Origin of the sequence: Amycolatopsis sp. DG1A-15b, assembly GCF_030285645.1 — a bacterium.
In the GTDB taxonomy this organism is placed as follows: Bacteria; Actinomycetota; Actinomycetes; order Mycobacteriales; family Pseudonocardiaceae; genus Amycolatopsis.
Genome location: NZ_CP127296.1, coordinates 7,037,824 through 7,061,917 on the forward strand (window position 1 = coordinate 7,037,824; position 24,094 = coordinate 7,061,917).

At 68.5% G+C, this 24,094-nt stretch carries 14 protein-coding genes; 4 read left to right on the forward strand and 10 right to left on the reverse strand.

Translation table 11 applies throughout. From position 1 onward, the window contains the following. Positions 1-113: 113 nt before the first annotated feature. The 5 genes from QRY02_RS32220 to QRY02_RS32240 form a co-directional block, all read right to left on the reverse strand. The gene (locus QRY02_RS32220; RefSeq protein ID WP_285986581.1) at positions 114-4,088 is read right to left on the reverse strand and encodes an Eco57I restriction-modification methylase domain-containing protein; all 3,975 of its coding nucleotides are present in this window, start codon (positions 4,086-4,088) and stop codon (positions 114-116) included. Beyond that, on the reverse strand, positions 4,085-7,240 hold the full coding sequence (gene drmD, locus QRY02_RS32225; protein WP_285986582.1) for a DISARM system SNF2-like helicase DrmD: 3,156 nt from the start codon (positions 7,238-7,240) through the stop codon (positions 4,085-4,087). The genes QRY02_RS32220 and drmD overlap by 4 nt, the downstream gene beginning before the upstream one ends. A gap of 646 nt (positions 7,241-7,886) precedes the next feature. After that, the gene (locus QRY02_RS32230) at positions 7,887-9,899 is read right to left on the reverse strand and encodes a hypothetical protein (RefSeq protein WP_285986583.1); all 2,013 of its coding nucleotides are present in this window, start codon (positions 9,897-9,899) and stop codon (positions 7,887-7,889) included. Between the two features lie 64 nt (positions 9,900-9,963). Continuing rightward, the gene (locus QRY02_RS32235) at positions 9,964-10,806 is read right to left on the reverse strand and encodes a hypothetical protein (protein ID WP_285986584.1); all 843 of its coding nucleotides are present in this window, start codon (positions 10,804-10,806) and stop codon (positions 9,964-9,966) included. Next, entirely contained in the window at positions 10,793-11,455 is a 663-nt protein-coding gene (locus QRY02_RS32240) for a vWA domain-containing protein (protein WP_285986585.1), read from the reverse strand. Before QRY02_RS32240 ends, QRY02_RS32235 begins: the two co-directional genes overlap by 14 nt. Positions 11,456-11,603: 148 nt before the next feature. Between QRY02_RS32240 and QRY02_RS32245 the strand changes: the two genes are divergently transcribed. Continuing rightward, positions 11,604-14,525: an AfsR/SARP family transcriptional regulator gene (locus tag QRY02_RS32245; protein ID WP_285986586.1), complete on the forward strand. Its 2,922-nt coding sequence runs from the start codon at positions 11,604-11,606 to the stop codon at positions 14,523-14,525. Between the two features lie 47 nt (positions 14,526-14,572). Here the strand turns inward: QRY02_RS32245 and QRY02_RS32250 are convergent, their stop codons facing one another. Both QRY02_RS32250 and QRY02_RS32255 read right to left on the reverse strand, forming a co-directional pair. Next, positions 14,573-14,797: a hypothetical protein gene (locus tag QRY02_RS32250; RefSeq protein WP_285986587.1), complete on the reverse strand. Its 225-nt coding sequence runs from the start codon at positions 14,795-14,797 to the stop codon at positions 14,573-14,575. Between the two features lie 60 nt (positions 14,798-14,857). Beyond that, the gene (locus QRY02_RS32255) at positions 14,858-16,114 is read right to left on the reverse strand and encodes an MFS transporter (protein ID WP_285986588.1); all 1,257 of its coding nucleotides are present in this window, start codon (positions 16,112-16,114) and stop codon (positions 14,858-14,860) included. A gap of 82 nt (positions 16,115-16,196) precedes the next feature. Here QRY02_RS32255 and QRY02_RS32260 point away from each other — a divergent pair, with 82 nt between their 5' ends. Further along, positions 16,197-17,099 carry a LysR family transcriptional regulator gene (locus QRY02_RS32260; RefSeq protein WP_285986589.1) on the forward strand — a complete coding sequence of 301 codons (903 nt, stop codon included), beginning with the start codon at positions 16,197-16,199 and terminating at the stop codon, positions 17,097-17,099. On the opposite strand, the gene QRY02_RS32265 is transcribed toward QRY02_RS32260, so the two are convergent. Further along, positions 17,027-18,022 (reverse strand): aldo/keto reductase, encoded by a 996-nt coding sequence (locus tag QRY02_RS32265; protein ID WP_285986590.1) that lies wholly within the window; start codon positions 18,020-18,022, stop codon positions 17,027-17,029. The genes QRY02_RS32260 and QRY02_RS32265 overlap by 73 nt on opposite strands. 47 nt (positions 18,023-18,069) lie before the next feature. Between QRY02_RS32265 and pdxR the strand changes: the two genes are divergently transcribed. Next, on the forward strand, positions 18,070-19,392 hold the full coding sequence (gene pdxR, locus QRY02_RS32270; RefSeq protein WP_285986591.1) for a MocR-like pyridoxine biosynthesis transcription factor PdxR: 1,323 nt from the start codon (positions 18,070-18,072) through the stop codon (positions 19,390-19,392). A 92-nt stretch (positions 19,393-19,484) separates the two neighbouring features. Next, positions 19,485-22,721 carry a GH92 family glycosyl hydrolase gene (locus QRY02_RS32275; protein WP_285986592.1) on the forward strand — a complete coding sequence of 1,079 codons (3,237 nt, stop codon included), beginning with the start codon at positions 19,485-19,487 and terminating at the stop codon, positions 22,719-22,721. Here the strand turns inward: QRY02_RS32275 and QRY02_RS32280 are convergent. Both QRY02_RS32280 and QRY02_RS32285 read right to left on the reverse strand, forming a co-directional pair. Next, positions 22,700-23,641, reverse strand: coding sequence for an RNA polymerase subunit sigma-70 (locus QRY02_RS32280; protein WP_502874150.1), 942 nt, complete (start codon positions 23,639-23,641; stop codon positions 22,700-22,702). The two genes, QRY02_RS32275 and QRY02_RS32280, sit on opposite strands and share 22 nt — an antisense overlap. Beyond that, a complete protein-coding gene (locus QRY02_RS32285; RefSeq protein WP_285986594.1) occupies positions 23,638-24,072 on the reverse strand; it encodes a hypothetical protein in 435 nt (144 codons plus the stop codon). The genes QRY02_RS32280 and QRY02_RS32285 overlap by 4 nt, the downstream gene beginning before the upstream one ends. Positions 24,073-24,094: the final 22 nt, after the last annotated feature.

The following is a 24,094-nucleotide window of genomic DNA, read 5'->3' on the forward strand; positions in this document are numbered from 1 at the left end:
AGCTTCTTCGCTTCGCCAGCGTCGATTAGACCTGCGGGCCTCATACCCCCGCCAGGCTACGCCGCATTACCTCAGTCCTCTACTTTGAACAGCTGACCCTGATCGGGCAGATCTTACCCTCGGCGTGCGCGTTCCTGGTTCAATTCCATGAGGCGGTCGAGGATCTCGACGCGCGCTGCTGGCGAGACGGTCCAGCGTTCCATCTGGCGGTAGGTGTGGAAGCCGTGGTCCAACGGGAGTTCCTCCCAGCCGTAGGCATTCATCGTTTCCTCGTCGACCTCGACGTGAATCTGGCGCATTCGGTCCACATCCTCATCCCCCTCGACCTCAGGGTCGTTCACCAGGTTATAGAGCTTTGTCAGACCCAGCTGCCGACGCAGCATTATTTCGCGACGCTCTTCGTCAAGTTTTCGTCCCACTACCTCCAAAAGACGAGTCGGTTCGGGACGCGGAAAGGTCTCGAACACCCCAGAGGCCGTATAGCGAACATCCGCACGAATGGTCGAGCCGAACTTGACAGCCCACATCTGATGAAGGCTTGAGTCCAGAACGGATAGATCACAGAATGAATCCGTTGCAAACACCGTCAGCGCATGACTGAAAACCTGGCCAGTTGGAACCCGAACAGCCATTACAGAACTGCTGTGTTTGACGATCACCAGAACGGTTGAGAGAGACGCGATCGCTTGCCGAAGAGCCGGTCGCCTCTCACCATAAACCCACCATCGCTCCCGGAGCGACCTACGATTCACCTTCAGCCGTTCCGGCTTGACAACCTCCTCCACACGACGAAATGGTACGCGATAGCGACGCGCCTCTTCTTCCGAGCGATCATTGAAGTCAATCGCCCAGCGTACAGCACTCATATCGGGTCGACGATTGAGGTCCTCACCGCTCAGAAACGGGAAGAGGACCGCTTGGTTCGCTTCTTCGGATAGCCACTCCTGAACCTCATCGGCGGTCACCAAGAAGCCCGTGCCGTATGGCTTGTGCCCTTCGAATGCGACGTGCGCATTTTCCGCCAACGAGAGGGCATTGCCCGTGACGCGACCTTCCGCCTCCAGCAAAGTCGAGATCCTTCCAACATAGACACCGTCACAAAACCGAGCGACCTCGTCCGAAATCCGCCCCCTCGTTCCCCACACTGCCGCATACTCAAGGTTAGCGCCGGTCGCCGGCCAAGTACGGGATCGAATTGCCCGGGTAATATTAAACCCAGTCTCCGTCATGGCGTCGAGACCGACCTCGCGAGTATCACCCTGCGCAATACTATTCGTCGCAATGAGACCGAGGCCACCATCGCTATTGAGTAGCGACATGGCTCGAAGGAAGAAGTAGGAAACCAAGTCGGCGCTGCCGCGCCGTCCGGCGGCAATAACATTCACTAGCCAGTTCCGGAGATTTGTGCCCATAGCGCCGGTAAGCTTCGGACCGCCCAGGAATGGCGGGTTTCCGACGATGGCATCGAATCCGCCGCGGCGGAGCATGATGTCCGGCACCTCGATTACCCAGTGGATCGGCTGCCAGCGCGCGTAATCGGTCTCGACCGTAGGAGTCAGGCCACACTCAAGAATCGAGTCCAACTTAGACCGGCTCCTTTTGGAACGGTCGCGCGAATAGGCCACAGAGAGGGCCCAGGACAAGGCGACATAGGCGTCATCGAGCCTTCCGGCGGGCTTGCCGCCGTGGATTAGTCCAGCAGCGATGACCCCGTCGGCTAAGTTGCGAAGGTCAGACGTGACCTCCTGGAACTGGCGAAGCAGCCTTTCCTTGCCAACCCTTGAACGCATCGGGTCGTTCTCCGCCACAGGGTTGGTGAGCTTCCCACGAAATCGAGTCGCTTCGGTTAACTTGACGTCTATATCCACCAGCTCAGTGATGAGATCGTTCTCTTTCTCATCAGGGTAGATGTGCAGACGCCTCAATTGTTCAATATTGGTTATGCCGAGCAGTGAGTTGCCGCAGAAAATTTTGTCGTCGACAAAAGAGAATGGCTTCGTCGGATCGAGGGAGACCAACCAGAGCGAAAGCTTGCACATCTCGACGGCCATCGGGTTGATGTCGGCGCCGTACAAACAGCGGGCGACGACCTCGCGGATGGCGCGTTCATGGGCCCGGCCGGGCTTCGCCCTCTCCTCCGTGGTGATCGCATACTCAGCGGTCCACGCTTCGACGACCCGATCGGCGAGGAATCGTGCTGCAGCGACGAGGAACGCGCCGGAGCCGGCCGCGATGTCAGCGACCTTGAGGTCGAGGATCGCTGTACTCCCCTTCAGCCGCCATTTGTCGCGATCATTCCCCTGGAGCGGTCCCGGTTCGTAGACCAGCGGTTCCAACGCGTGCTGGACGAGTTCCTCGGCCAGCACGCGTGGCGTGTAATGGGCGCCGGCGTGCTTGCGGGACGGAGTCTCGGTGACGACCAGGCCGCCGACCGGGACCACGAGCGGGATACCGCGCAGATCGCGCCGGATCAGCGCGCTCCACTCGACGAGGAGACCGAGAAGAACTCCGTCGTCCCTCACGATGGGGCTGACTTGTCGAATGACCTCGGCGCGCTCCTCCTCTGTGAGCTCGGCGTCAAAAGCCTTGGCGATCTTGCCCACGGTGGCCGGCTTCGCGGACGGTTGGTGCTTTTTCACCCAGTCGCGGAGCGCCGTGGCGAAGGACTTGCCGTCGGCGCTGGCGTCGTATAGCTCGCGCAACGTGGCAGCGTCGATCTCGGGTTCTTCGCCGTCCTTACCGTCGAGGCCGATGACGACCTCCTTCTCTACGGTCGTGCAGGTGTAACCGAGGAGGCCTTCGTAGATGTAACCGATCTGCTCAACGTCGACGTCGCGGAAGGAGATGCGACGGCGTTCGCCTCGGACAACCGCTTCCTGAACCGACTTCAAGACGTGAAGCATGACGCGGTCGCTGACCTTGATGCGCAGACCCGTGTCATCGGTCGCCGTGAGCCATTGGAAACGCGCAGGATCGAGCAGGCTGCCACCGTAGGCGGGCATCCGCATCTCGTCGTGGTTGGCGCCGCCGTGCAGGGCATTGCTGACAGCGAGCAAACGATGCCAAGTATCGTAGGTCTCGTCGAGGAGTTCCTCTCCGTGGGCGGCTCGCTTCTGCAGGCCGTCGAGGACGTCACGGATCGCGTAGAAATCCCAATAAAGCCGCTCGACGGGGAGCATTGCCCGCTCCTCGGCGAAGAGCAAAAAGACCACGCGCATCATCACGGTGACGGCGGCCTGATAGACGTCGTCGTCCTTCTCGGGCAAAGGGTCCGGATCGCCAGCCGCGAGAGTCTCCCATCGAGCTCGGGAAAAGGAACCGATAAGGAGCTCGACTGCCTTCCGGACTTGAGTACCAAGGGCCTCAGTGATCTCCTCAGCCTCGAGCTCACTGCGTTGGAGCAATTTCGGAAGTCGCTCGTCCGCATCTTTGGCGCGGAATCGCCGCTGGTCAATCAGGGTGAGAAAGGCATCGCGGACCAGGTGTTCTTCGCCCCAGCTTGCGGAGTCGGTGACCGCAGACCCGGTCGGCTTGTCGCGGTGCGCCCAGACGATGGCCCACCAACGGCCGTCAGTCACTATGCCGATCTCTACATCCGCCTTGCGGAGAAGCGCCGCCGTGCGGTCGATCTCGGTGGCGGACCAACCGTCGAGGCCTGGGCCGCGAAGGTCGTCGCTCGGCTCGACGATGCGGAGCAGTGCCGCGTAGCCGGTATCGCGGCCTTCGAGGGCGCCATCCGAACGAATACGAATGTGTTCGCCCGGGGAGCGAATTTCGAGGTCAGACGGGAGATCTGTGGCGGGGATCCGGAGACCTTCCCAGTCGGCCAACTGACCGAGGACCGTGTCGATCCAGAAGCGGGTGGTCTCGGCGTACTCGTCGCGGTTGTCTGGAGTTCGGGCGTCATAGGCGCGCAGCCAGTCAGCGTACGCTTGTTTGAACGTGATGGCGCGGTCGCCGGTATCTCCGAGCCGGTCGACGCCGGTGGGCCAGACTGACTTCACCACTGGGAGGCTCAGGAATGGCCCTTCGGACTCGAACTGATCGAGCCACGAGTGGTCGACATCAGTCTTACGGCGCTTGCTCATCGGATGGTCACCTCCCCGGCGTCGGCGTCCTCGGGTGACAGCGCGAAGACCACGGCGGCGTGGAACGTGCGAGGTCGGATGTCGGCATAACGGGCGTCGACAGCCGCCAATTCGCGTTCACGTTCGTCACCGAGTGCCTCGATACGTTCGCGGATCTGGCGCAGGTCGCGTTCGGACTGGCGGCGTTCGTCGTCGAAGAGGGTAAGCTGGTCATCGTCGGCAAGCTGCTTTGCCTGGCGCAGCGCCTCGGTCAGAGTGTGACCGAAGCGATCGAAAATCGCTTGCACCCGGCCGCGCTCGGCTTCGTGCCGCTCGGCGAGCTGCTGTTCGACGTCGCGCCGGCGCCGCGCGACCCGGTCCTCGACAGCACGGACGACGCGGGCGCGGATGCCGTCGATGTCGTCACTGTTCCATGCGTCGGCGAGCTGCCGGACAACAGACTCGGGTGGCTGCTGGAGCGTGTCGGCATCCAGCGCCTGCTCCAGCAGGGCCTCGGCCTTCCGCTCGCCCACTGCTTGACGCTTGGCGAGGCGAGTACCAGCCAGAAAGACTTCCTCGTGGAGCCGGAGCCCGGCCTCACCGATCAAGACCATGCGCGTGACCGCAGCGGCGAAAGACTCCTCGAGATCAGGGACAACCACGGCCGTCACGCGTTCTAGGGAGCGTTCGGTGCCCCAGAGGGCAGCGCGGAGCCGCTTGGTCGCTCGCTGGAGAAGAGGACTGCCTAGGTGTTGGTAGACTACGTCCGGATCGCCGCCATCGTCGGCCGGCGCGAGGACCCGCTGATCGAAGGCGATCGGCCGGAGATTGTCAGGGGCGAGACGCGTGCTCAGGCCGCGGGTGACCTGGTCCCAGGACTGATCGAGAGATGGAAGCCGGAAAACCGGCACGTCGGTGCGGGCTGAACCGACCTCCTCCAGCGGCGGGATGCGGTCGAGCTCGAAGGCAGTCTCGACGACGCGCTGCAAGTTCGCTGGGCGCAAGTGGAGAGTGTCTCGACTGATGATGAGCTCATCGGCGAGCTTCGTCAATTCGGCACCCATTCCCCGACCTCCGGCCAGCATGGCACTCATCGGGTCCTTTTCGGCCTTTGCCTTCTTCGGGATCACCTCGACGCCTCCGAGCTGGCGCTGGATGTCCGGTGCGATGATCTCGTTGGCCGAGCCGAGGTCCTTCATGATCTGCGAGACCTTGATGGCTACCCTCGCGAGGAGGTCGACATCCGCTGCCAGGTCGTCGTCGGCTACGACGGGCTGGAAATGACGGATCTCCGGTGCGATGGTCTGACCGTAGCGGTCGACGCGGCCGATCCGCTGCTCGAGCCGATTGGGGTTGAACGGGATATCGAAGTTGACCAGCCGATGGCAGTGGTTCTGCAGGTCGATGCCCTCTCCGGCTGCGTCGGTGGCGAGCAAGACGCGGATCGCCTCCTTGGCTGGGTCTTCGTTGAATCGCTCACGGATCAGCTCGCGCTGCTCAGGGTCCGTGCTGCCGGCGATGACGTCGATCCGGTCAGCTTCCCAGCCCCTTTGGCGGAGGATGTCGCGGATCCAGTCGAGGGTGTCGACGTACTCGGTGAAAACCACAACGCGCTCGTTGTTCCAGTCGCCATTCGGTCGGCAGACCGTTTCGAGGTAGGTGAGTAGCGACTCGAGGCGGGCGTCGGGGCGGGCGTCGTACTTGTGGCCCCAATTGGCCAGCCACTCGAGGTCCTGCTTGTCTTCGTCGGTGAGCGGCGACAGCGTGTTCTTGGTCTTCTGCAGCGTCTGCATTTCCGGCTGTTCGACCTTGCCTTCCTCGGTCTCGTCAGCATCAAGGCCGACGATCTCGTCGTAGAGGCGGTCGAAGTCGTTCGGGAGGCCACCGGCGCGGGTCTGTCGGTAGACATCGAGGGTCCTGGCGAAGGCGGCCGGTGAGGAGAAGAACCTCTTCTTCAGCAGCAGCGTCGCCATGTCCTTAGCGGTGCGGCTTTTGCTGGTGTCGGCGACGGCCTTGTCTCTGCGCTTGGTAAAGGCCAAGAGACGTTCATACGCCTCGGACTCGCTTTTGGTGGGTTCATAAAGCAGTGCTTTGACCTCACGCTGGACGAAGCGACCCTTGAGGTCTCGCTTGAGGCGACGTACGGCGACCTCCTTAAGCGCCTTCTCATCGAGCGCAGTGCCGCGAACGAAGCGCTGCGAATCGATCATCGCCAGAAGCGCGGTGAAGGACTCGGTGTAGCCGTTGTGGGGCGTAGCCGAGAGGAAGAGGCGGTGCTCGCTTCTCTCGGCGAGCTCGCGGACTGCGATGGTGCGCTGAGAGTCTACGGCGTACCCCTGGGTGCGACCGACCCTGTCACGCCGCGTTGGCGCGCTCGGGGCAACGTGGTGGGCCTCGTCGACTACGAGGACATCGTAGGCGAACCGGGAGGCGCCACGCTCGTGGGCGTGGAAGGCATCGCGGAGCTGACGCTGAGCACGCGCACTTGGAAGCCAAGACATCGAGACGATGATGCGTGGGAAGAGTGCGAAAGGGTTCGCGTGGACTCCGTGGCTGCGGCGGACCTCGCGCATCGTGTCCGAGTTGATGATGGCGAAGTCGAGGCCGAACTTCTCGGCCATCTCTTCCCGCCATTTGAAGGTCAGACCGGCTGGACAGACTACGATGGCGGTGCGGGCACGGTGTCGGAGAAAGAGCTCTTGCATGACCAGGCCGGCCTCGATGGTCTTGCCGAGGCCGACATCGTCGGCCAGGAGAAGGTTGACTCGTGGAGCGCGGAGCGCACGCACAAGCGGCTCAAGCTGGTAGTGCTCGATCTTTGCGCCGGAACGGAACGGGGCTTGAAGCGTACTGTCATCCGCGCTGGTCACCGCGCCCCACCGGAGCGCGTCGATGAATGCCGCCAATCGGGCAGGGTGGTCGAACCGCCCGGCCTCGATATCGATAGGGAGACCTTGGGGTGGCGTCAGGCTACGGCCAGGCTCAAGCTCCCAGACGACGCGAAGCTCGTCCCCGAGCCGATCGTCCTCGACAGACTGGAGACTCACGGCGTGCTGCAGCTGCTGCACTGCGTCGTCCTGCGCGCTACGCGGCAGACTCTGCTGTTGCACACCGGTCACTGCCCAGTTGGCGCCCCGGATGTTGACGACCTGGCCCGGCTCGGGCACTGCCATCACGACTCCGCGGCCTTCCTCAGCTGTCACAATCCTGACCCTATCGACGAACACCGATCTAACGGACCCGACACCCTCGAACAGCGCCTCGCTGCGTCGTCCCGCCTACCTCAGTGAGCGCGCGACTGATTTGTCGGGCTTCCCCCTACTGCTGGACGTGGTCATAGCCGCGTCCTCTGATCTCTGTTGCAACCGAGGCCGAAGTCGCTCATAGTGACTCTTCGGTCACTTAAAGTTAACCTCAAGCATGTAGCTCTTCCGGGCGAATGACGCGTAGTCGCCAGTCCCGACTGCCACGTTACGTCGTTTTTCCCGGCCGAGTCTCGTGTCCATCCGAAACCTCAGGCTGGTCTACACGAGCGCCGGGAGTGTGCGACCAGCGTGCGCGGCGCCCACCGGCCCGAAACCTCGAGTCCGAGACACGCCCAGGTGCCAGGCCGAAAATTCTTGACCGCTCCGTGATCCGAATGCTGCTCCTGGTTGCGTTCAGGAGGGCACCACGGAGAACCGCGAGGACAAAATTGCAGGTAGAGGCCATAGTCAACGTTTGTTTCTGCTCTCCTTCAGCGGGTGCCACAGGCTCGAATCCTGGCGGGAACGCCATCCGTAGTGGACATGCGTCTGATCGGCGCGATCGATTCAGGGCTCAACGGCGGCGCTTCTTCCCCTTGCTGCTCCGGGACCGGCGCAGACCGCCCAGCGGATGCACGTTGCGGCTGGGCCTGAACTGCTCGAATATCTCGCCCAACTCCGCAAGCCCCACCTGGTCCGGATGTCCCGAACCGAGGATCGCTTCCCGCAGACCCGCGAGTTCGCCGTCGGGCAGTGCGCTCAGTGCCTCTGACGCTCCTTCCGGTCCGGCCGCCTCCAGCAGGACGAGGAACTGCTCGGTCATGCCGAGCAGGCGTTCTCGGTCGTCGACTTCGCCGAAGTCCAGTTCGCCGCTGTCGATCAGCACGCGCGTTGCGATCGGGCCGAGGGCCGGGTCGGTGCGCAGGTCGTGCAACAGCGCATCGCCGTCCGGAACAGAACTGACGAGGACCTCGAGCATGTCCGACGTCAGCGTGCGGAACGGGCTTTCGCGGATGGCGTCCAGCAACACAGGCAGGCCGGCCTCCCGGCCACCACGTGTGGCCAGCCAGCCGGAAATCTCCGCCGCCGCCGTCTCCGCGGTGTAGTGGCCCACGAGCGTGCTCAGCATGGGGGCTGGGGCGGCGTCGGCGAGATCACCCACCAGAGGCGCGACCCGGCCCTCCCGCAGCAGTCGCTCCCGGACCGCCCGGGTGGCCAAGGGCGTGAGGGCAACCAGGTCGACCGATGGGACGTCGAGCGCGTGCCGGATCCGGTCCTGGACTTCCGGCGGGAGCTCCGGGTTCTCCGGTACCAAGTCCATGCTGTACATCGGGTCGGGCCGCCCCACCGTCAGCTCGACCGCGCCGATCTCGGCCAGCTTGTCGAGCAGCCGGCGAAACTCCAGTGCGAGGCCGTCCCGCCACAGCGGCTCTGTCGACGGTTCCAGATCGAAGTAGGCGTGTTCGATGCAGGCCAGCCACACGCTTTCGGCGAGCCGGACCACCGGGATCGGCTCCGGCATGCCATAGATCGAGTTGAGCACGTCCGGGAGCACGATGTCGAGGTTCTCGTCGAGAAGCTGCGCGTACCCCGGAGCCCAACCACTCTGCTTGACCAGCAAGCCCCGCGAAGGAAGCGCGTCGAACGCCGCCGCCCACAACTCGAGAGCGTTCTTCACCAGCGGCGCCGCCTTCGCCACGCGCACGAGCTTGCCCTTGACTACCCGGACGACCCGGGTGCGCTTGGCGAGTTCGAAAACGATGGCGAGGTGCGGCAGGTCGGCGCTGCTGCGGACGGGGTACGTCTTGTCGCCGCCGTCCCATTCGAGCACATCGCCGGTGCCGAGCAGCGACACCAGATCGCGGGCATCGGCCAGTTTCAGGTTCCCGGTGCTGGTCAACGCACGGCCGTCACCCACCCAGTCAACGAACTTCCGCAGCTGGGTCACGATCGGTGAAGCTTCGGCGGCATCCGCGAGTTCCGAATCGACCGGCAGCGACACCGCCGGCTGGGGAAAAGCCCGTTCGGTCTGCTCGGTGAACTGCCTGGCGACGAGCCGGTCCAGGAGTTCGGCGTCGTAACTGTGCCGCCCCTCGCGCACCTCGGCGAAGAACGCGTTCAATGCGTCATGGTCCGAGCGGTCGATTCCCTTGCGGGCCGCAGTCATCACCCAGTACTTGGCAACGCCGAAATTGCCTTCGTCGGCCATCACGGCCGGAAACTCGGCCGACGCCTTCGTGACCGCGCTCTCGAGATCCGCCAGCGGCTCGCCCGTGGGGTCGGCCAATCCGGTCTCGTGCAGGTACCGGAGGAACATCCGCAGCGTTTCGGGCACGAGGACAGCCTCGTCGGCGGTAGCCGACAGCGTGCGCGGCACGTAAGACAACAGAAACTCGCGGACCTGCGCGGTGGTCCACCACGTCAGCCGCCCGTCAACGGACGTGTGCCGGAACTCGAGTGCCGAAACCACGGCGTACGGGTCGACTTCGCAGCCCTGAGCGGTAGCCCACTTCGTGAAGCGCCGGACCACCAGGTCCTGCCCCGCTTCGAAACCTTGGCGGTCGTCCTGGTCGTAGTAGGTACGCACCCGGTCCCCTTCTGTCGTCTACCGGCAAGGTAGTGAAGGGCGCCGGATCATCCGCATCCGGGCGTCACGGCGCCCAGCGGGCTCCGTACACCAGCCCAGGCGTCAGGTGGCGGAACTGCAGGTGCACCTCCCCCGCCGCATCCGCCTGCAGCACCCGGCCGCGGTAGTGCGGGTCCGGGATGTCCCTCTCGAACGCGCCGTCCAGCGCCAGCACCTCCGAAGGGCCCTCCTTTCCGAACCGCACGCGCAGGTCGAACACCTCGCAGCGGTGCCGCGGGAGGTAGACCAGGCGCGTTTTCGGCTCCGCCGGGAACACCGCCGCGAACTCCCAAGACTCTCCGCGGGAGAGCGCGCGTGGCAGCTCCACCGTTCCCTCCGAAAGCGTCCCGCCGTACAGCACCGTGCCCGCGGGAACCGCCAGGTCGAACGAGCGGAGATCGTCCTGGTCCGCCACCAGCCGGTGGTGCTCGAACACGCACGACTCCTCGAGCACCAGCGCCATCGTCAACGACAAGGTGTGCCAGTTGCCCGGCGTGGACGAAGCAGGGGATGCCAGCGCCAGCTCGGCCAGCAGCTCGATCGCCTCGTCCACGCGGCGGCGGACCGTGCGCGGGTCGCGGTCGACGCGGAGAGCGGCCCAGCGCATGCGGTCCTGGTACAGCGGCTGGCGGGCCTCCGGTGTGATCGCGAAGGCCGCCAACGCCGCCAGGCGGAGGTCCTCGGGCAACTGCGAAGACAATTCGGACAGACGGTCCGACACCTTGGCGCGGATCGTCACCATCCCGTCCGCGTCCGACACCTCGCACGCCGACCGCAGGGCAGGCCCCACCCGGTCCTCGACGCGGCCGGCCAAGGCTCGGCCCTTGCGCAACGTCTTCAGCTCCCGGACCAGCTCAGCGCGCTCCACCGGCTTCTCCTTCAGTGCGTTTCCATGGCAACCCCTTTGCGATCCCCGGTGCCGACAGGGTGCGGTCGGACGGTGGACGGGAAGTGGACAGAACGTGCATCACCGAAGCGATCAGCGCCGTACCCACGCGGACCCCGTCGCGGCCCAGGTACGTGCGGAAGGTTCCGATTCGGCCGAGCGCCTCCTCATCCGCGTCGCCCAGGCCGAACGTCACCACGCGGGGACAGCGGGGCCACGCCGGGTCGGTCAGCGAAGCAAACGCAACAGGCCACGTCACCGGGTCCGTCGGCTGGCCGTCCGACAGGAAGAACACCAGGGGGCGCTGGACCACCAGGCGGTGGCGCTCCAAAGCGAGCACATCGCGGTCGATCGCCGAACGCAGGAACGTGAACAGCGGGCCGAAGTTCGTGCCCGCGCAGGGGCCCGGCTCGGGCAGCTCGGCGAGGTCGTCCATCGGCAGCAACGACTGGACCACCTGCGGTTTCTCGCCGAAGCCGACCACGCTGCAGTACACGCGGCCGGCCAGTGACGTGTCCGCGTGGACGGCGCCGCGGAACTCGCGCAGCCCCGTGTGCAGCTCGTCGATGTGGTCGGCCATCGAAAGCGAGACATCGCAGGCCAGGTAACACGGCAACACGTCGGACCCCATATCGGTTTCTCCTTCACACCCCTGATCGACCGGCGGAGTTTGCCAACCCCGCGTGCATCGAACGTGGAACAAATGCGGATTTCCGAAACCCGGACGGCCGATTGCGCGACAGCAAAAGAGGACAGCAAGCTGACGCCGGGGAGGCCGCGTGGAGTTTCGGATGCTCGGCCCGCTCGAGGCGTGGCACGACGGCGTGCCGGTGCCGCTGGGCGACCAGCAGCAGCGGTTCGTCCTCGTCGTGCTGCTCCTGCACGCCAACAAGCCCGTGACGCCCGCCCGCCTCGCCGAAATCGTCTGGGCCGACCGCGAAGCCAAGCCCACCCTGGTGCGCAGCTACATCAAGCGGCTGCGGGACGTCGTGCAGGAAGCCGGCGACGTGAGCATCGAGACGACCCCGACCGGCTACCTGCTGCGGATCGGCGAGGACCAGCTCGACACCGCGCGGTTCGACCGGCTGCGCGCCGACGCCGCGGACGCCCGTGTCGACGACCCCCGCCGGGCGATCACCCTGCTGCGCGAAGCCGTCGGCCTCTGGCGCGGGAAGTTCCTCGAAGACATCGACATCGACCGCGTCGGCGGCGCCGAAGTGATCTCGCCGGACGAGAGCTACCCCGACGTCGTCGGCGACCTGGCCGAACTCGAGCTGGAGTCCGGTGACCACCGCTCGGCGCGCGACCGGCTGCGGCCGCTCGTCCAGGCCGATCCGGCCAGCCAGAAGCACGCCGAACTCCTGATGCGCGCGTTGCTCGCCGGCGGCGACCGGGTGGCGGCCCTGCGCGTCCACCACGGCACCCGCGACGCCCTCGCCGCCCTGCGGATGGCGCCCGGGCCGGTGCTGCGCAAGCTCGCCGCGCGGGCCGAACAGGGCGATCCGCCCAGTTCGCTGCCGTCCCGGCCCGGCGGGTTCACCGGGCGGGCCGCGGAAATCGCCACCATCGAGGCGGCCGCGACAGCCGGACGGCGGGCGGTCTGGATCAGCGGCGCGCCCGGCGCCGGCAAGTCCGGCCTGGCGATCGAGGCCGCCCACCGGCTGCGCGACCGGTTCCCCGACGGCCAGCTCCTGGCGCGCCTCAACGGGTTCACCCCCGGTGTCCCCTCGACCAGCGTCGGCGACGCCCTCAGCGAGCTGCTGGTCGAGCTCGGGGTGCCCGCCGAGCAGATCCCGGCCACCGTCGGCCGGAAGGTCACGCTCTACCAGGCGACGCTCTGGGGCACGCGCACACTGGTCGTGCTGGACAACGCCGCGTCGCCGGAGCAGATCCGGCCGCTGCTGCCCGAAGCCGACGGCTGCCTGGCCGTCATCACCAGCCGGCGGATGGGCGACGCCGACACCGGCGAAAACATCCGGCTCTCGCCGTTGCCGCCGGAGGAGGCCGCCGAGCTGTTCCACGCGCTCGCCGGGCCGGCGCGGCTGCGCGGCCGGGCGGCCGGTGTCGCCGAGGTGGTCCGGCGGTGCGGCTTCCTGCCGATGCCCATCCGCGTGGCGGCCGCGCTGTTCCGGCGGCACGACCGGTGGCCGCTGGAGCACCTGCTGCGCCTGCTCGAAGAAAACGGGCCGTGGGGCGAGGACGGCGGCGTCGCCGCGGTCCGGGTTTCCTACCGGCAGCTCGGGGAACCGCAGCGCGCCATGTTCCGGCTGCTGGGCGGGCTGCCCGGCCCGGACGTCGACGTCGCCGGCGGCGCGGCCCTGGCCGGCTGCGACGTCGCCGAGGCGCGGTCGCTGCTCGACGACCTCCACGAGGTCAGCCTGCTGGAGGAGGCCGCGCCCGAGCGGTACCAGATGCTCGACCCGCTCAAGGAGTTCGCCGCCGGCGAGCCGGCGTCCGAACCCGCGCTGGTGCGGCTGCTCGACTACTACCTGGTGACGCTGGCGGCCGCGGTCCGTGCCGCGTACCCCTTCGACCGTGCGCAGCTGCCGTCGACGACGGACCGCTCCTGCGCAGTGACGCCGATGTTCGCCGACGCCGACGCCGGGCTGCGGTGGATCGTCGGCGAACGCGACAACCTCGTGGCCGCCGTCCACTACGCCGCCGGGCACGCGCTGCCCGAGCACACCTGGCGCCTCGCCGTGCTGCTGTGGCGCTACTTCAACACGACGAACCAGTTCGAGGACTGGATCGGCACGCTCGAGCTCGCCTGGAAGATCGTCGCCGCCGACCGGGGCAACGACTACGGCCAAGCGCACGTGCTGCTGCGGCTGGCCACCGCGCACGACCGGCGCGGGCAGCTCGCCGAGGCACTCGAACTCGCCGCCAAGGCGCTGCCCAAGTGGCGCCGCCTCGGGGACCCGCGCGGCGAAGCGGCGACGCTGTGCGCGCTCGCGATCCCGACCATGGAACTGGGCCGGCACGAGCAGGCGATGGCGCACCTCGAGGCCGCGCTGGCCAAGTACGAGCAGACCGAAGACCGGCGGGGCGAAGCCCACGCGCTGAGCATGCTCGGCTACCTCAACGAACTCCACGGCAACCTCCGGATCGCCCTGCGCCAGCACGAATCCGCCGCGCGGATGCTGCGGGAGATCGGCCACGTCCAAGGGCTGGCGCACGCGCTCAACAACCTCGGGTCCGTGCAGGAACGGCTCGGCCTGCTCACCGAAGCGCTGACCAGCTACACGGACGCGCACGGGCACGCCGCCGAAGTCGGCGACCGCTGCGTCGAGGCGTACGCGCTGAACAACCTCGGAAACGTGCACCGGCAGCGCGGCCGGTTCGCCGAAGCCGTCCGCTACCACGACAAGGCCCGGGACGTGGCGGCGAACGTGCCGGACGCCGACCTGCGCACCCAGCTCTACCTCGACCGCGGTGCGACGGCGCTGGCCAGGGGCGCCTGCCACGACGCGCTCACCGCCGGCAAATCGGCGCTGGACCTGGCCGACGGCAGCGGGAACCGCGCCTACCGGGCCCGGGCCCACCGCGGCGTCGCCGAGACGCTGCACGCGATGGGCGACCACGAAGGCGCGGTCGCCCACTGGGCCGCGGCCGAGGCCGAATTCGCCGCGCTCGACCTGCCGGAGGCCGGCGAGGTGCGCGAAGCGCGTTCGGCGCTGGAGTGCGCCTGCGGTCCCCGGTGAACGAAGCCGTGAGTGGCTGCCCCCGACACAGCCACTCACGGCGAGCCTCAACCGTGCCAGGGGTTGCCGTCGGTGGTGGGCGTCGGCGTCGGCGTGACGACGGGGGCGGCCGGCGCGCCACCGCCGCCGTCGTCCGCGTAGGCGGTGGTGGAGCCGATCACGGGCAGTGCGGCGAGCGCGCAGATCGCGAGCGCCGGGCCACCGATTTTGGCCAGCTTCTTGAACATGGCGAATCCCTCCTCGGGAATGGTGATTCCGAGCGCTTCGGACAATTTCTGCGCCCTACACCGAGGATTCTTCAGCCGGGAATCTCCGGCAAGGGGTTTCCTGTTTCATAAACGAATTGGAAACAGGACGACCAGCGCACCGACCAGGAGCAGGCCCGCCGCGGCGATGAGCGCGATCGACGTTGTCGTGCCGGCCAGCAGGGCGCCCAGGATCGCCACCCCGAGCGCGGCACCCGTCTGGCGGGCGGCGTTCAACGCTCCACCGGCGACACCGGTCAGGTCGGGCGGAGCCGAGGCGACCACAGCGGTCAGCAGTGACGGAATCGCCAGCGAGACCCCGAAGCCCAGCAGCGCGAGGGCGACGACCGAGAGGACCGCCGAGGTCGAGCCCGCCTGAAGCAGTGTGCCCGCCGACATCAGGGAGAAACCGGAGACCGCCGGGATCCGGGGCCCGATCCTCGCCACCAGACGGCCGGTGAAAATCGGGTTGAACGCCGTCGGGATCGTCAACGGGAGAAAGGCCAAACCGGTCAGCGACGGCGGATAACCCCGAGTTTCCTGGAAATACAGCGACAACACGAAAAGCACGCCCGACAACCCGAAGTTAACGATCGCGCCCGCCACCAGTCCCAGCGGGAACGCGCGGTTGCGGAACAGGCGCGCCGGGAGCATCGCCTCGGGGCGGCGCTGGGACCGGACGAACACCGCGGCCGCGGCGGCGGAGAGCAGCAACGGACCCCACGAACTCTCGATCAGGGCGTACGTCAAAGCCGACAAAGCGACTACTGCCGAAACCTGGCCCGTGAGGTCGGTCCGGCCGGGCTTCGCCGGCGTCGGGGGCGCGGACCGGGACAGCGCGAACGCGACCGCGGCCACCGGGACGTTGACCAGGAAGATCGCCCGCCAGCCGAACGCCTGCGTCAAGAGACCACCCAGGAGCGGGCCCGCCACCAGGCCGGTTCCGCTCACCGCGGCCCACACCCCCATCGCCTTCGCCCGCGCGGCGGGCACCGGGTAGGCCGCCGCGATCAGCGACAGCGATGAAGGGACCAGCAGGGCGCCCGCCACGCCGAGCAGGGCGCGAAGGGCGATCAGCGACGGCGTCGAGAACGACAGCGCCGACAAACCGGACAGCACCGCGAACGAGACCAGACCGGCGGAGAACACCCGGCGGGCGCCGAACCGGTCGGACCACGCTCCCGCCGTCAGCAGGAACGCCGCGAACGTCAGCGTGTAGCCGTTGGAAATCCATTGCTGCGCCGGCAAAGACGGCGAGAGAGCCGGGAGCGCGACCGTCACGATTGTCGTGTCCAGCATGACCAGGAAGTAGCCCAGCGAAAGGCCGGTGAGGAGTCTTGCCACCCCGAAAGCCTGGACGCTCGGTGACCTCGGCGGAAGCAGGGAGTTACGATGGCCGGTATCGGGAACACCGATGGGGGATGCCATGGAACTGCGCCACCTGCGCACCTTCCGCGCCGTCGCGCGGACGCTCAACTTCACCCACGCCGCCGCCGAGCTGCACTACGCGCAGTCCAGCGTCACCGAGCAGATCCAGGCCCTGGAAGCCGAACTCGGCTCGAAACTGTTCGAACGCGGCCGGCGGCTGCGGCTCACCGGCGCCGGGGAACGGCTCGTCGGCTACGCGGACCAGGTGCTCGAACTCGTCGAGGAAGCCCGGGCCGCGGTCGACGAGGAGCGCGGTGAGCCCGAAGGCGACCTGACCATCGGTGCCCTGGAAACGCTGTGTGCGCACCGGATCCCGGCCCTCTTCGGCGCGTACCGGACGCGGTGGCCGCGCGTGCGGGTCAGGCTGGAAGAAGGCAGCCGCGGCGAGCTCTACGGCGCCGTGCAACGGTCCGCAATGGACGTTTGCTTCACCTTCGGCGAGCCGCCCGCCGACCCGGCGCTCGCCAGTGCGTCGCTGGGCGCCGAGCCACTCGTCGTCATCGCCCCGCCCGGACATCCGTTGGCGGGCAAGGAGGAAATCCGGCCCGGCGACCTCGACGGCGTCGGCTTCCTCGCGACGCCGAACGGCTGCGGCTTCCGGGAGATGCTGGACCGGATCGACGGGCCCGTCGTCGAGGCGGAGGTGGGCAGCCTCGCCGCCCTCGCGCGGTGCGTCGCCGCCGGCCTGGGGTGCGGGCTCGTGCCCGCCCTCGTCGAGCACGAAGGCGCGATCGCCGTTCCCCTGGCCGGGGCGACCACCGACGTCACCATGACGTGGCGGCGGCGCGACGAGCACAAGCCGAGCGTCGCCGCGCTGCTCGCCACCGCCTACGCGTTGTCCAGCACGGACAGCATTTCCTCGGGCAGCTCCAAGGTGAAGGCCGGCGCGATCGATTCGTAGTGTTCCCAGGTGCGCGGGCCGATCAGCGGAATGGCGCCCTTGTGCAGCAGCCACGCCAGCGCCACCTGGTTGCCCGACGCCCCCAGCGAAGACGCCACCTTCGCGACCGCCGCCAGGCGGGCTTCCGAGTCCGGCCCCGCGTAGGACCGCCAGATCTGCGTGGACTCGCGGTAGTCGGCGTCGTCGTAGATTCCGCGCAGCAGAGAGGAATACGCCGCCAGCGAGACGTCCGGGTGACCGGAAAGCCAGTCCAGCAGCTCGCCCCCGGCGATGGACGGGACGTCGGCGCCGGCCGGGCGCAGGTACGAGTGCTGGACCTGGACCGCCACCGGCGATGCCCAGCGGTTCGCCAGAGCCAGCGCGCGGATGCGCTCGAGCCGCCACGTCCGGACGTTGCTCCAGCCGATGTACCGCACCTTGCCGGCCCGGACCAAGGAGTCCAATGCGGACAGTGTCTCCTCGAGCGGCGTGGCCCGGTCGTCCACGTGGACGTAGTAGAGGTCGATGTGGTCGGTGCCCAGGCGCCGCAGGCTGGCCTCCGCCTCGCGCTCGATCACCGCGGCACTCGCCCCTTCGTACGTGCGCTCCCTCGCTGCCCAGTCCGATGTGCCGTCCGGACGGATGGCCGCACGAGCCGCGGGGAGGTCCGTGATGCCCGCCGCCACCTTCGTCGCCAGGAACACCCGGTCGCGCCGGCCGCGCAGCAGCTTGCCGAGCAGCGATTCGCTCTCGCCGCCGGAGTACTCCTCGCCGGCCCACCAGGCGTAGCAGTTCGCCGTGTCCAGGAAATCGCCGCCGGCGTCGAGGTACGCGTCCAGGATGCGGGCCGACGTCGGCTCGTCCGTCGAGGTGCCCATCGTCATGCAGCCCAGCGACACCTGGCTCACGTACTGGCCGGTCCGGCCCAGTTCCACCTTCTCCATGCCGACCACGCTAAGCCGGAATCGGTCCGGTACTACAGTCCAATCCCGTGCCGGAATCACAGACCGATTGGGGCGTGCTGCTGGAGCTGAGCGGACCGGGCCCCAAGCACGAACAGCTGGCCAGGGCCCTGCGCCAGGCGATCCGGGACGGCGTCCTGACCGGCGCCGTCCCGCCGAGCCGCCGGCTCGCCGCCGACCTCGGGTGCTCGCGGTGGGTGGTCACGCAGGCCTACGCCCAGCTCGTCGCCGAGGGGTACCTGGCCGGGCGCACCGGGTCGGCCACTCGGGTCCGGCCGGTGGGTGGCGCGGTGGCGGCGAAGGAACCGGCGCACGCGGCGCCGGCCCGGTACGACCTCGCTCCGGGCCTGCCCGACCTGCGGAACTTTCCCCGGCGGCCGTGGGCGGAAGCGGTGCGCGAGGTCCTCGCGACCACGCCGCACACCGACTTCGGGTTGCCCGAACCGGGCGGCCACCCCCGGCTGCGGCGGGTCCTGGGTGAGTACCTCCGGCGCGTCCGCGGCGCCGCGCCCGGCACCGTGCTGGTCTGCGGCGGCGTCACCGACGGCGTGACCGGCGTGTGCCGCGCCCTGGTCGAGCGCGGCAGCACGCGGCTGGCCGTCGAAGATCCCGGGTGGACGCGGTTGCGGCGGGCGGCCGAAGGCGCCGGGATGACCGTCGACCCGGTGCCGGTCGACGACGAAGGCATCGACGTCGGGCGGATTCCGGCGGGCGTCCGCGCCGTGCTCGTCACGCCCGCGCACCAGTTCCCCACCGGCTCGGTCCTCTCGCCGCGCCGTCGGGCCGAACTCCTCGGCTGGGCGCGGGACGTCGACGGCCTGATCCTCGAAGACGACTACGACGCCGAGTTCCGGTACGACCGGCGGCCCGTCGGCACCGTCCAGGGCACCGACCCGGCGCGGGTCGCGCTCTTCGGGTCGGTGAGCAAGACGCTCAGCCCCGCGCTCGGGCTCGGCTGGGCCGTGCTACCTCCACAGTGGACAGTGCGAGCGCACCCGCCACCCGTGGTCGACCAGCTCGCGCTCGCCGGCTTCGTCGAAAGCGGCGGCTACGACCGGTACCTGCGCGGCGCCCGGCTGCGGTACCGCGCCCGGCGCGACCGGCTCGTCGCCGCGCTCGGGCCCGCGCGGCTCTCCGGGGCCGCCGCCGGGCTGCACCTCCTGCTCCACCTCGACCAGGACGCCGCGGCGGTGGCCCGGAAGGCGAAGGCGGCCGGCGTCAAAGTGGCCGATCTCGACGGCTACCGGACCGCGCCGGGCGAGCCCGCGCTCGTCCTCGGCTACGGCAACCTCGCCGACTCCGGCGTCGAAGCGGCCGCGCGGCTGCTGCGGCAGGCGATGACAACGGCTTGACCTGGTTGCCGCCTTCCAAACGGCCCGGCGATGTGAAAGGCTGCTGGACAGGCCACGCCTGACAACGTTGTCAACACTGGGAGGTGCGCCCCATGGGGTCGCAAAGCAGACGGCTGGTCGCCGCCGCGGCCGTCGGGCTCGTGGTCGCCGCCACGACCCAGGCCACCGCACACGCCGCCGCGCCGGTCGATCCGGTGAGCCTCGTCAACCCGTTCGTCGGCACGCAGAACTTCGGCAACACCTTCCCCGGGGCCAGTGCGCCCTTCGGGATGGTGCAGGTCAGCCCGGACACCGGCGGGCAGGGCGGCTACGACTACCTGCAGAACGCGATCTACGGCTTCAGCCAGACCCACCTGTCCGGCGTCGGCTGCGGGGTGATGGGCGAGCTGCCGATCATGCCGACCACCGGCGCCGTGGACAACGTTGACAAGAACGCCTACCGCTCCGAGTACAGCCACGACGACGAGCACGCCGAGCCGGGCTACTACCGCGTCGGCCTCAAGAAGTACGGGATCAACGCCGAACTGACGGCAACCGCGCGCACCGGGTGGCAGCGCTACACGTTCCCCTCGACCGGCGCGGCGAACGTCCTGTTCAACACCGGCCAGGCCAACCAGTCCGTCAAGGACTCCGAGATCCACGTCGTCGGCGACCGTACGCTCGAAGGGCGGGTGAAAGCCGGCGGGTTCTGCGCCGGCCACGACGAACACACCGTCTACTTCACCGCCACCTTCGACCGGCCGTTCAGCTCCTTCGGCACCTGGCGCGACTCGGCGCGCACGCCGGGCAGCCGCGACGCCGCGGGCACCGGCGGCAACGGCGCCTGGGCGAGCTTCGACGCGACCACCGACCACGACGTCGTGCTCAAGGTCGGCCTGTCCTACACCGGTCTCGACGGCGCCCGGAAGAACCTGGCGGCGGAGACTTCGAACTACGACTTCGACGCCACCCGCGCGGCGCTGCACCAGCAGTGGGCCGACCGGCTCGGCGCGATCAAGATCGCCGGCGGCACGACCGACCGGCAGACGGCGTTCTACACCGCGCTCTACCACGCCCAGCTGCACCCGAACCTGGCCGGCGACACCGACGGCGCGTACACCGGCTTCGACGGCAAGGTGCACCCGGCGAGCGGCTACACGCCGTACCAGAACTTCTCGCTGTGGGACACCTACCGGCCGCAGAACCAGCTGCTGGAGATGCTGGAACCGCAGGTCGCGCGGGATGTGGCGCTGTCGGTCGTCGCCATCGGGCGCGACGGCGGGTGGCTGCCGCGGTGGGCGCTGGCCGAGAGCGAAACGAACATCATGACCGGCGACCCGGTGACGCCGTTCCTCGTCGAGGCGTGGTCGAAGGGACTGCTCGCCGGGCACGAAGAAGAGGCGTACGCGCTGCTCAAGAAGAACGCGACGAGCACGCCGCCCGCCGATTCGCCGTACAACGGCCGCTCCGGCGTCAACTACTACAACGAACGCGGGTACATCCCGAGCGGGCTGGAACTCGGCAAGGACTGCGCGGCCAAGGGCGGCGACAACGACTGCGAGCACCCGGCGTCGGCGACCATGGAGTACTCGGCGGCCGACGCGGCACTGGCGTTGATGGCCCGCGGGCTGGGCCACGGCGCCGACGCGAAGATGTTCGCCGACCGTGGCCAGTGGTACCGCAATTTGTGGGACTCCTCGATCCAGCAGTTCCGCCCGCGCACCGCCGAGGGCACGTTCCTCACGCCGTACAACCCGGTCGACGCCGACCACCAGTTCCACGAAGGCGGCGCCTACCAGTACCAGTGGCTCGTGCCGCAGGACCCGGCCGGGCTCGTCTCGCTGATGGGCGGCAGGAAGACGACCGAGAAGCGGCTTGATTCCTTCTTCGCGTACGACAAGCTGCTGACCGATCCCGCCGGCACCGCGCGGAAGGACTGGATCGCCAGCCCGTACGACTACTACGGCAAGGCCACCTACAACCCGAACAACGAGCCCGACCTGCTGGCGCCGTACACGTACAACTGGGTCGGCGCGCCGGCGAAGACGGCGACCGTCGTCCGCGCGGCGATGACGCTGTTCACCACCGGCCCCGACGGCATGACCGGCAACGACGACCTCGGCACGATGTCGGCCTGGTACGTCTTCTCGTCGCTCGGGCTGTACCCGACGATGAGCGGCGCGAACTTCCTCGCGCTGTCGAGCCCGCAGTTCGAGTCGGCGACCGTCCGGATCGGACAGTACGGCTCCGCGCAGGGCGGGACGCTCACGGTGTCGGCGCCGGGCGCGAGCGACGCGAACCGGTACATCCAGAGCGTGTCGCTCAACGGCCGGGACGTGCGGCAGACGTCGCTGAACTGGTCTTCGCTGGCCCACGGCGGGACGCTTTCGCACCAGCTCGGGTCCCGGCCGTCTTCGTGGGGGACGTCGCCGTCCGCGGCACCGCCTTCGGTGAACAACGCGCCGGGCGACCAGCGGCGGCACGTCGACGCTTCACTGCGGCAGACGTCCGTGGTGATCCCGTCCGGCACCGCGCAGCAGGTGCACCTCGACCTGGACGTGCTGGCCCAGAACCCGGCGTTGCAGCCGGTGACGGTTTCGGTCACCTCGCCGTGGAAGGCCCGGTTCCAGCCGGTGGATCTGATCTGGTCCGGACGGCTGCCGGTGCAGCGGACGGTGCCGATCACGGTGACCGGGCCGGCGGGCACCGCCGTCGGGACCTACCCGGTGCAGGTGAAGGTGGCCGGGTTGGGCGCGAACACGGTGACGCGCTCGGCGACGATCGAGGTCCGGACGCCTTCGGCGTGCGTGTCGCCGGGTGCGCAGTGCGCGGTCGACCTGGCCCGTGACCGCAACCACGACGGCACGGCGACGGTCTCGGCGTCCACGGAAGGCAACTTCGACGGCGGCGGCTGGAGCTACGACGCTTCGCTGCTCCCGCCGGCGGGTCCGGTGGTCTGGGACGGCGTCACGTACGCGGCTCCGGACGCTTCGGGGACGGCTGCGAACTTCGTGGAGGCCCGCGGGCAGTCGCTGCTGCTCCCGGCCGGTCAGCACGCGGCGTTGAAGCTGGTCGGGGCGTCGCACAACGGCCCGGTGTCGACGACGCTGACGGCGCACTACACCGATGGCACGAGCGCCGACCTGGCCGTGACCTTCGGTGACTGGGCGGGGTCCGGGAGCCCGGTGGTGCTCGAAATGCCGCACCGGATCAAGGCGGGGAGCGGGGTGGACGGGCCGCCGGTGCGGTTGTTCGGGATTTCGGCCGGGCTGGACGGCGGGAAGACCGTGCAGTCGGTGAGCCTGCCGAACGACCCGCGGGTGGAGATCTACGCGCTCACCCTGGCGTGAGGAGTCCGGTTCGCCGGGGCACCGGCGAACCGCTCCGCCAGGTCAGGGAAGCCGAAGACGGTGATCCGCGCGATGCCGCCGCGGCCGGTGGTCAGCACCGCCACCCCGAACGGCTCGCCGCGGTACCAGACCGCCGCGGCGGGCCGGCCGTTCGCCCGGGCCGGGGTCATCCGCCACTCGCCCGGCTCGCCCATTACGTGTCGCAGGAATGCGACGCAAGTGCGCTTTCCGGCGAACCACGTCCGGGACGGCAGCGGCTCGATCACCGCGTCCTCGCGGAGGATCCCCTCCAACGCCGTCAGGTCGGAGTTCATGAACGCCGTCATGTACCGCTCCAGCAGCTCACGCTGCTCCGGCTCGGCGAGCTCCTCGACCACCGGGGCCTCGCGGAGGGTCGCCCGGGCTCGCTGGAGCGTGCTCTTCACCGCCGCCACCGAAGTGCCCAGCATCTCCGCCACCTCCGTCGCCGGGAACGCCAGGACCTCGCGCAGGATCAGGACCGCGCGCTGCCGGGGCGGGAGCAGCTGGAGCCCGGCGATCAAGGCGAGCCGGACGCCGTCGCGGGCCAGCGCGATCGCGGCCGGGTCCGCCGACTCCGGGGTGATCAGCGCGTCCGGGATGGGGCGGGGCCAGGCATCGGCGTCGGCCAGGACCGGTGGGGCGTCCGGGTCCGTCGACGGCGGGCCCAGGCCCGAAGGGAGCGGGAGCCGGCCCCGCTCCTCCAAAGCCGTGAGGCAGGCGTTCGTCGCGATCCGGTAGAGCCACGTCCGCAGCGACGCGCGTCCCTCGAAGCGGTCGTACGCCCGGAACGCCCGCAGGTAGGTCTCCTGGACCACGTCCTCGGCCTCGTCGGGGTTGCCGAGCATGCGGTAGCAGTGCGCCAGCAGCTCGCGGCGGTACGGCTCGAAGTCCACGCTCATACCTTTGCCGACCGGCGCGGGCGGTGAAAGGAATCGGTCGAGGTGCGGATCTCCGGCCGCGGTGGGCGGCCGAGCTTGCGGAACTCGACCCACTGACGGCTGGCGTCGGCCCACGTCCCCTGGTGTCGGTCGAAGAACTCCTGGAGCCGCTCACGGCTCAGCTCGGCCGCGGGTGTCGCGACGATGTAGTAGTCCATCTTGTCGCACCACCGTCGACACCGCGGTGAGCAGGAGGCACTCACCCGCACGATCGACGCGCGCCGCCGGAAGCGCCGTTTGCGGATGTCGGCCCAGTCCATGTCGGCCGTCTCCAGGTCGCGGAAGCCGAGGAACTGCTCGCGCAACGGCCGATCGGCTTCGCGACCGGCGACTTCCAGGTACCCGCGTTCGGAATCGAGGTGGCGGCCGGGCGCCGGGCGTTGAGGCGGCATCGGGCCAGGGTCGTGAAATCTC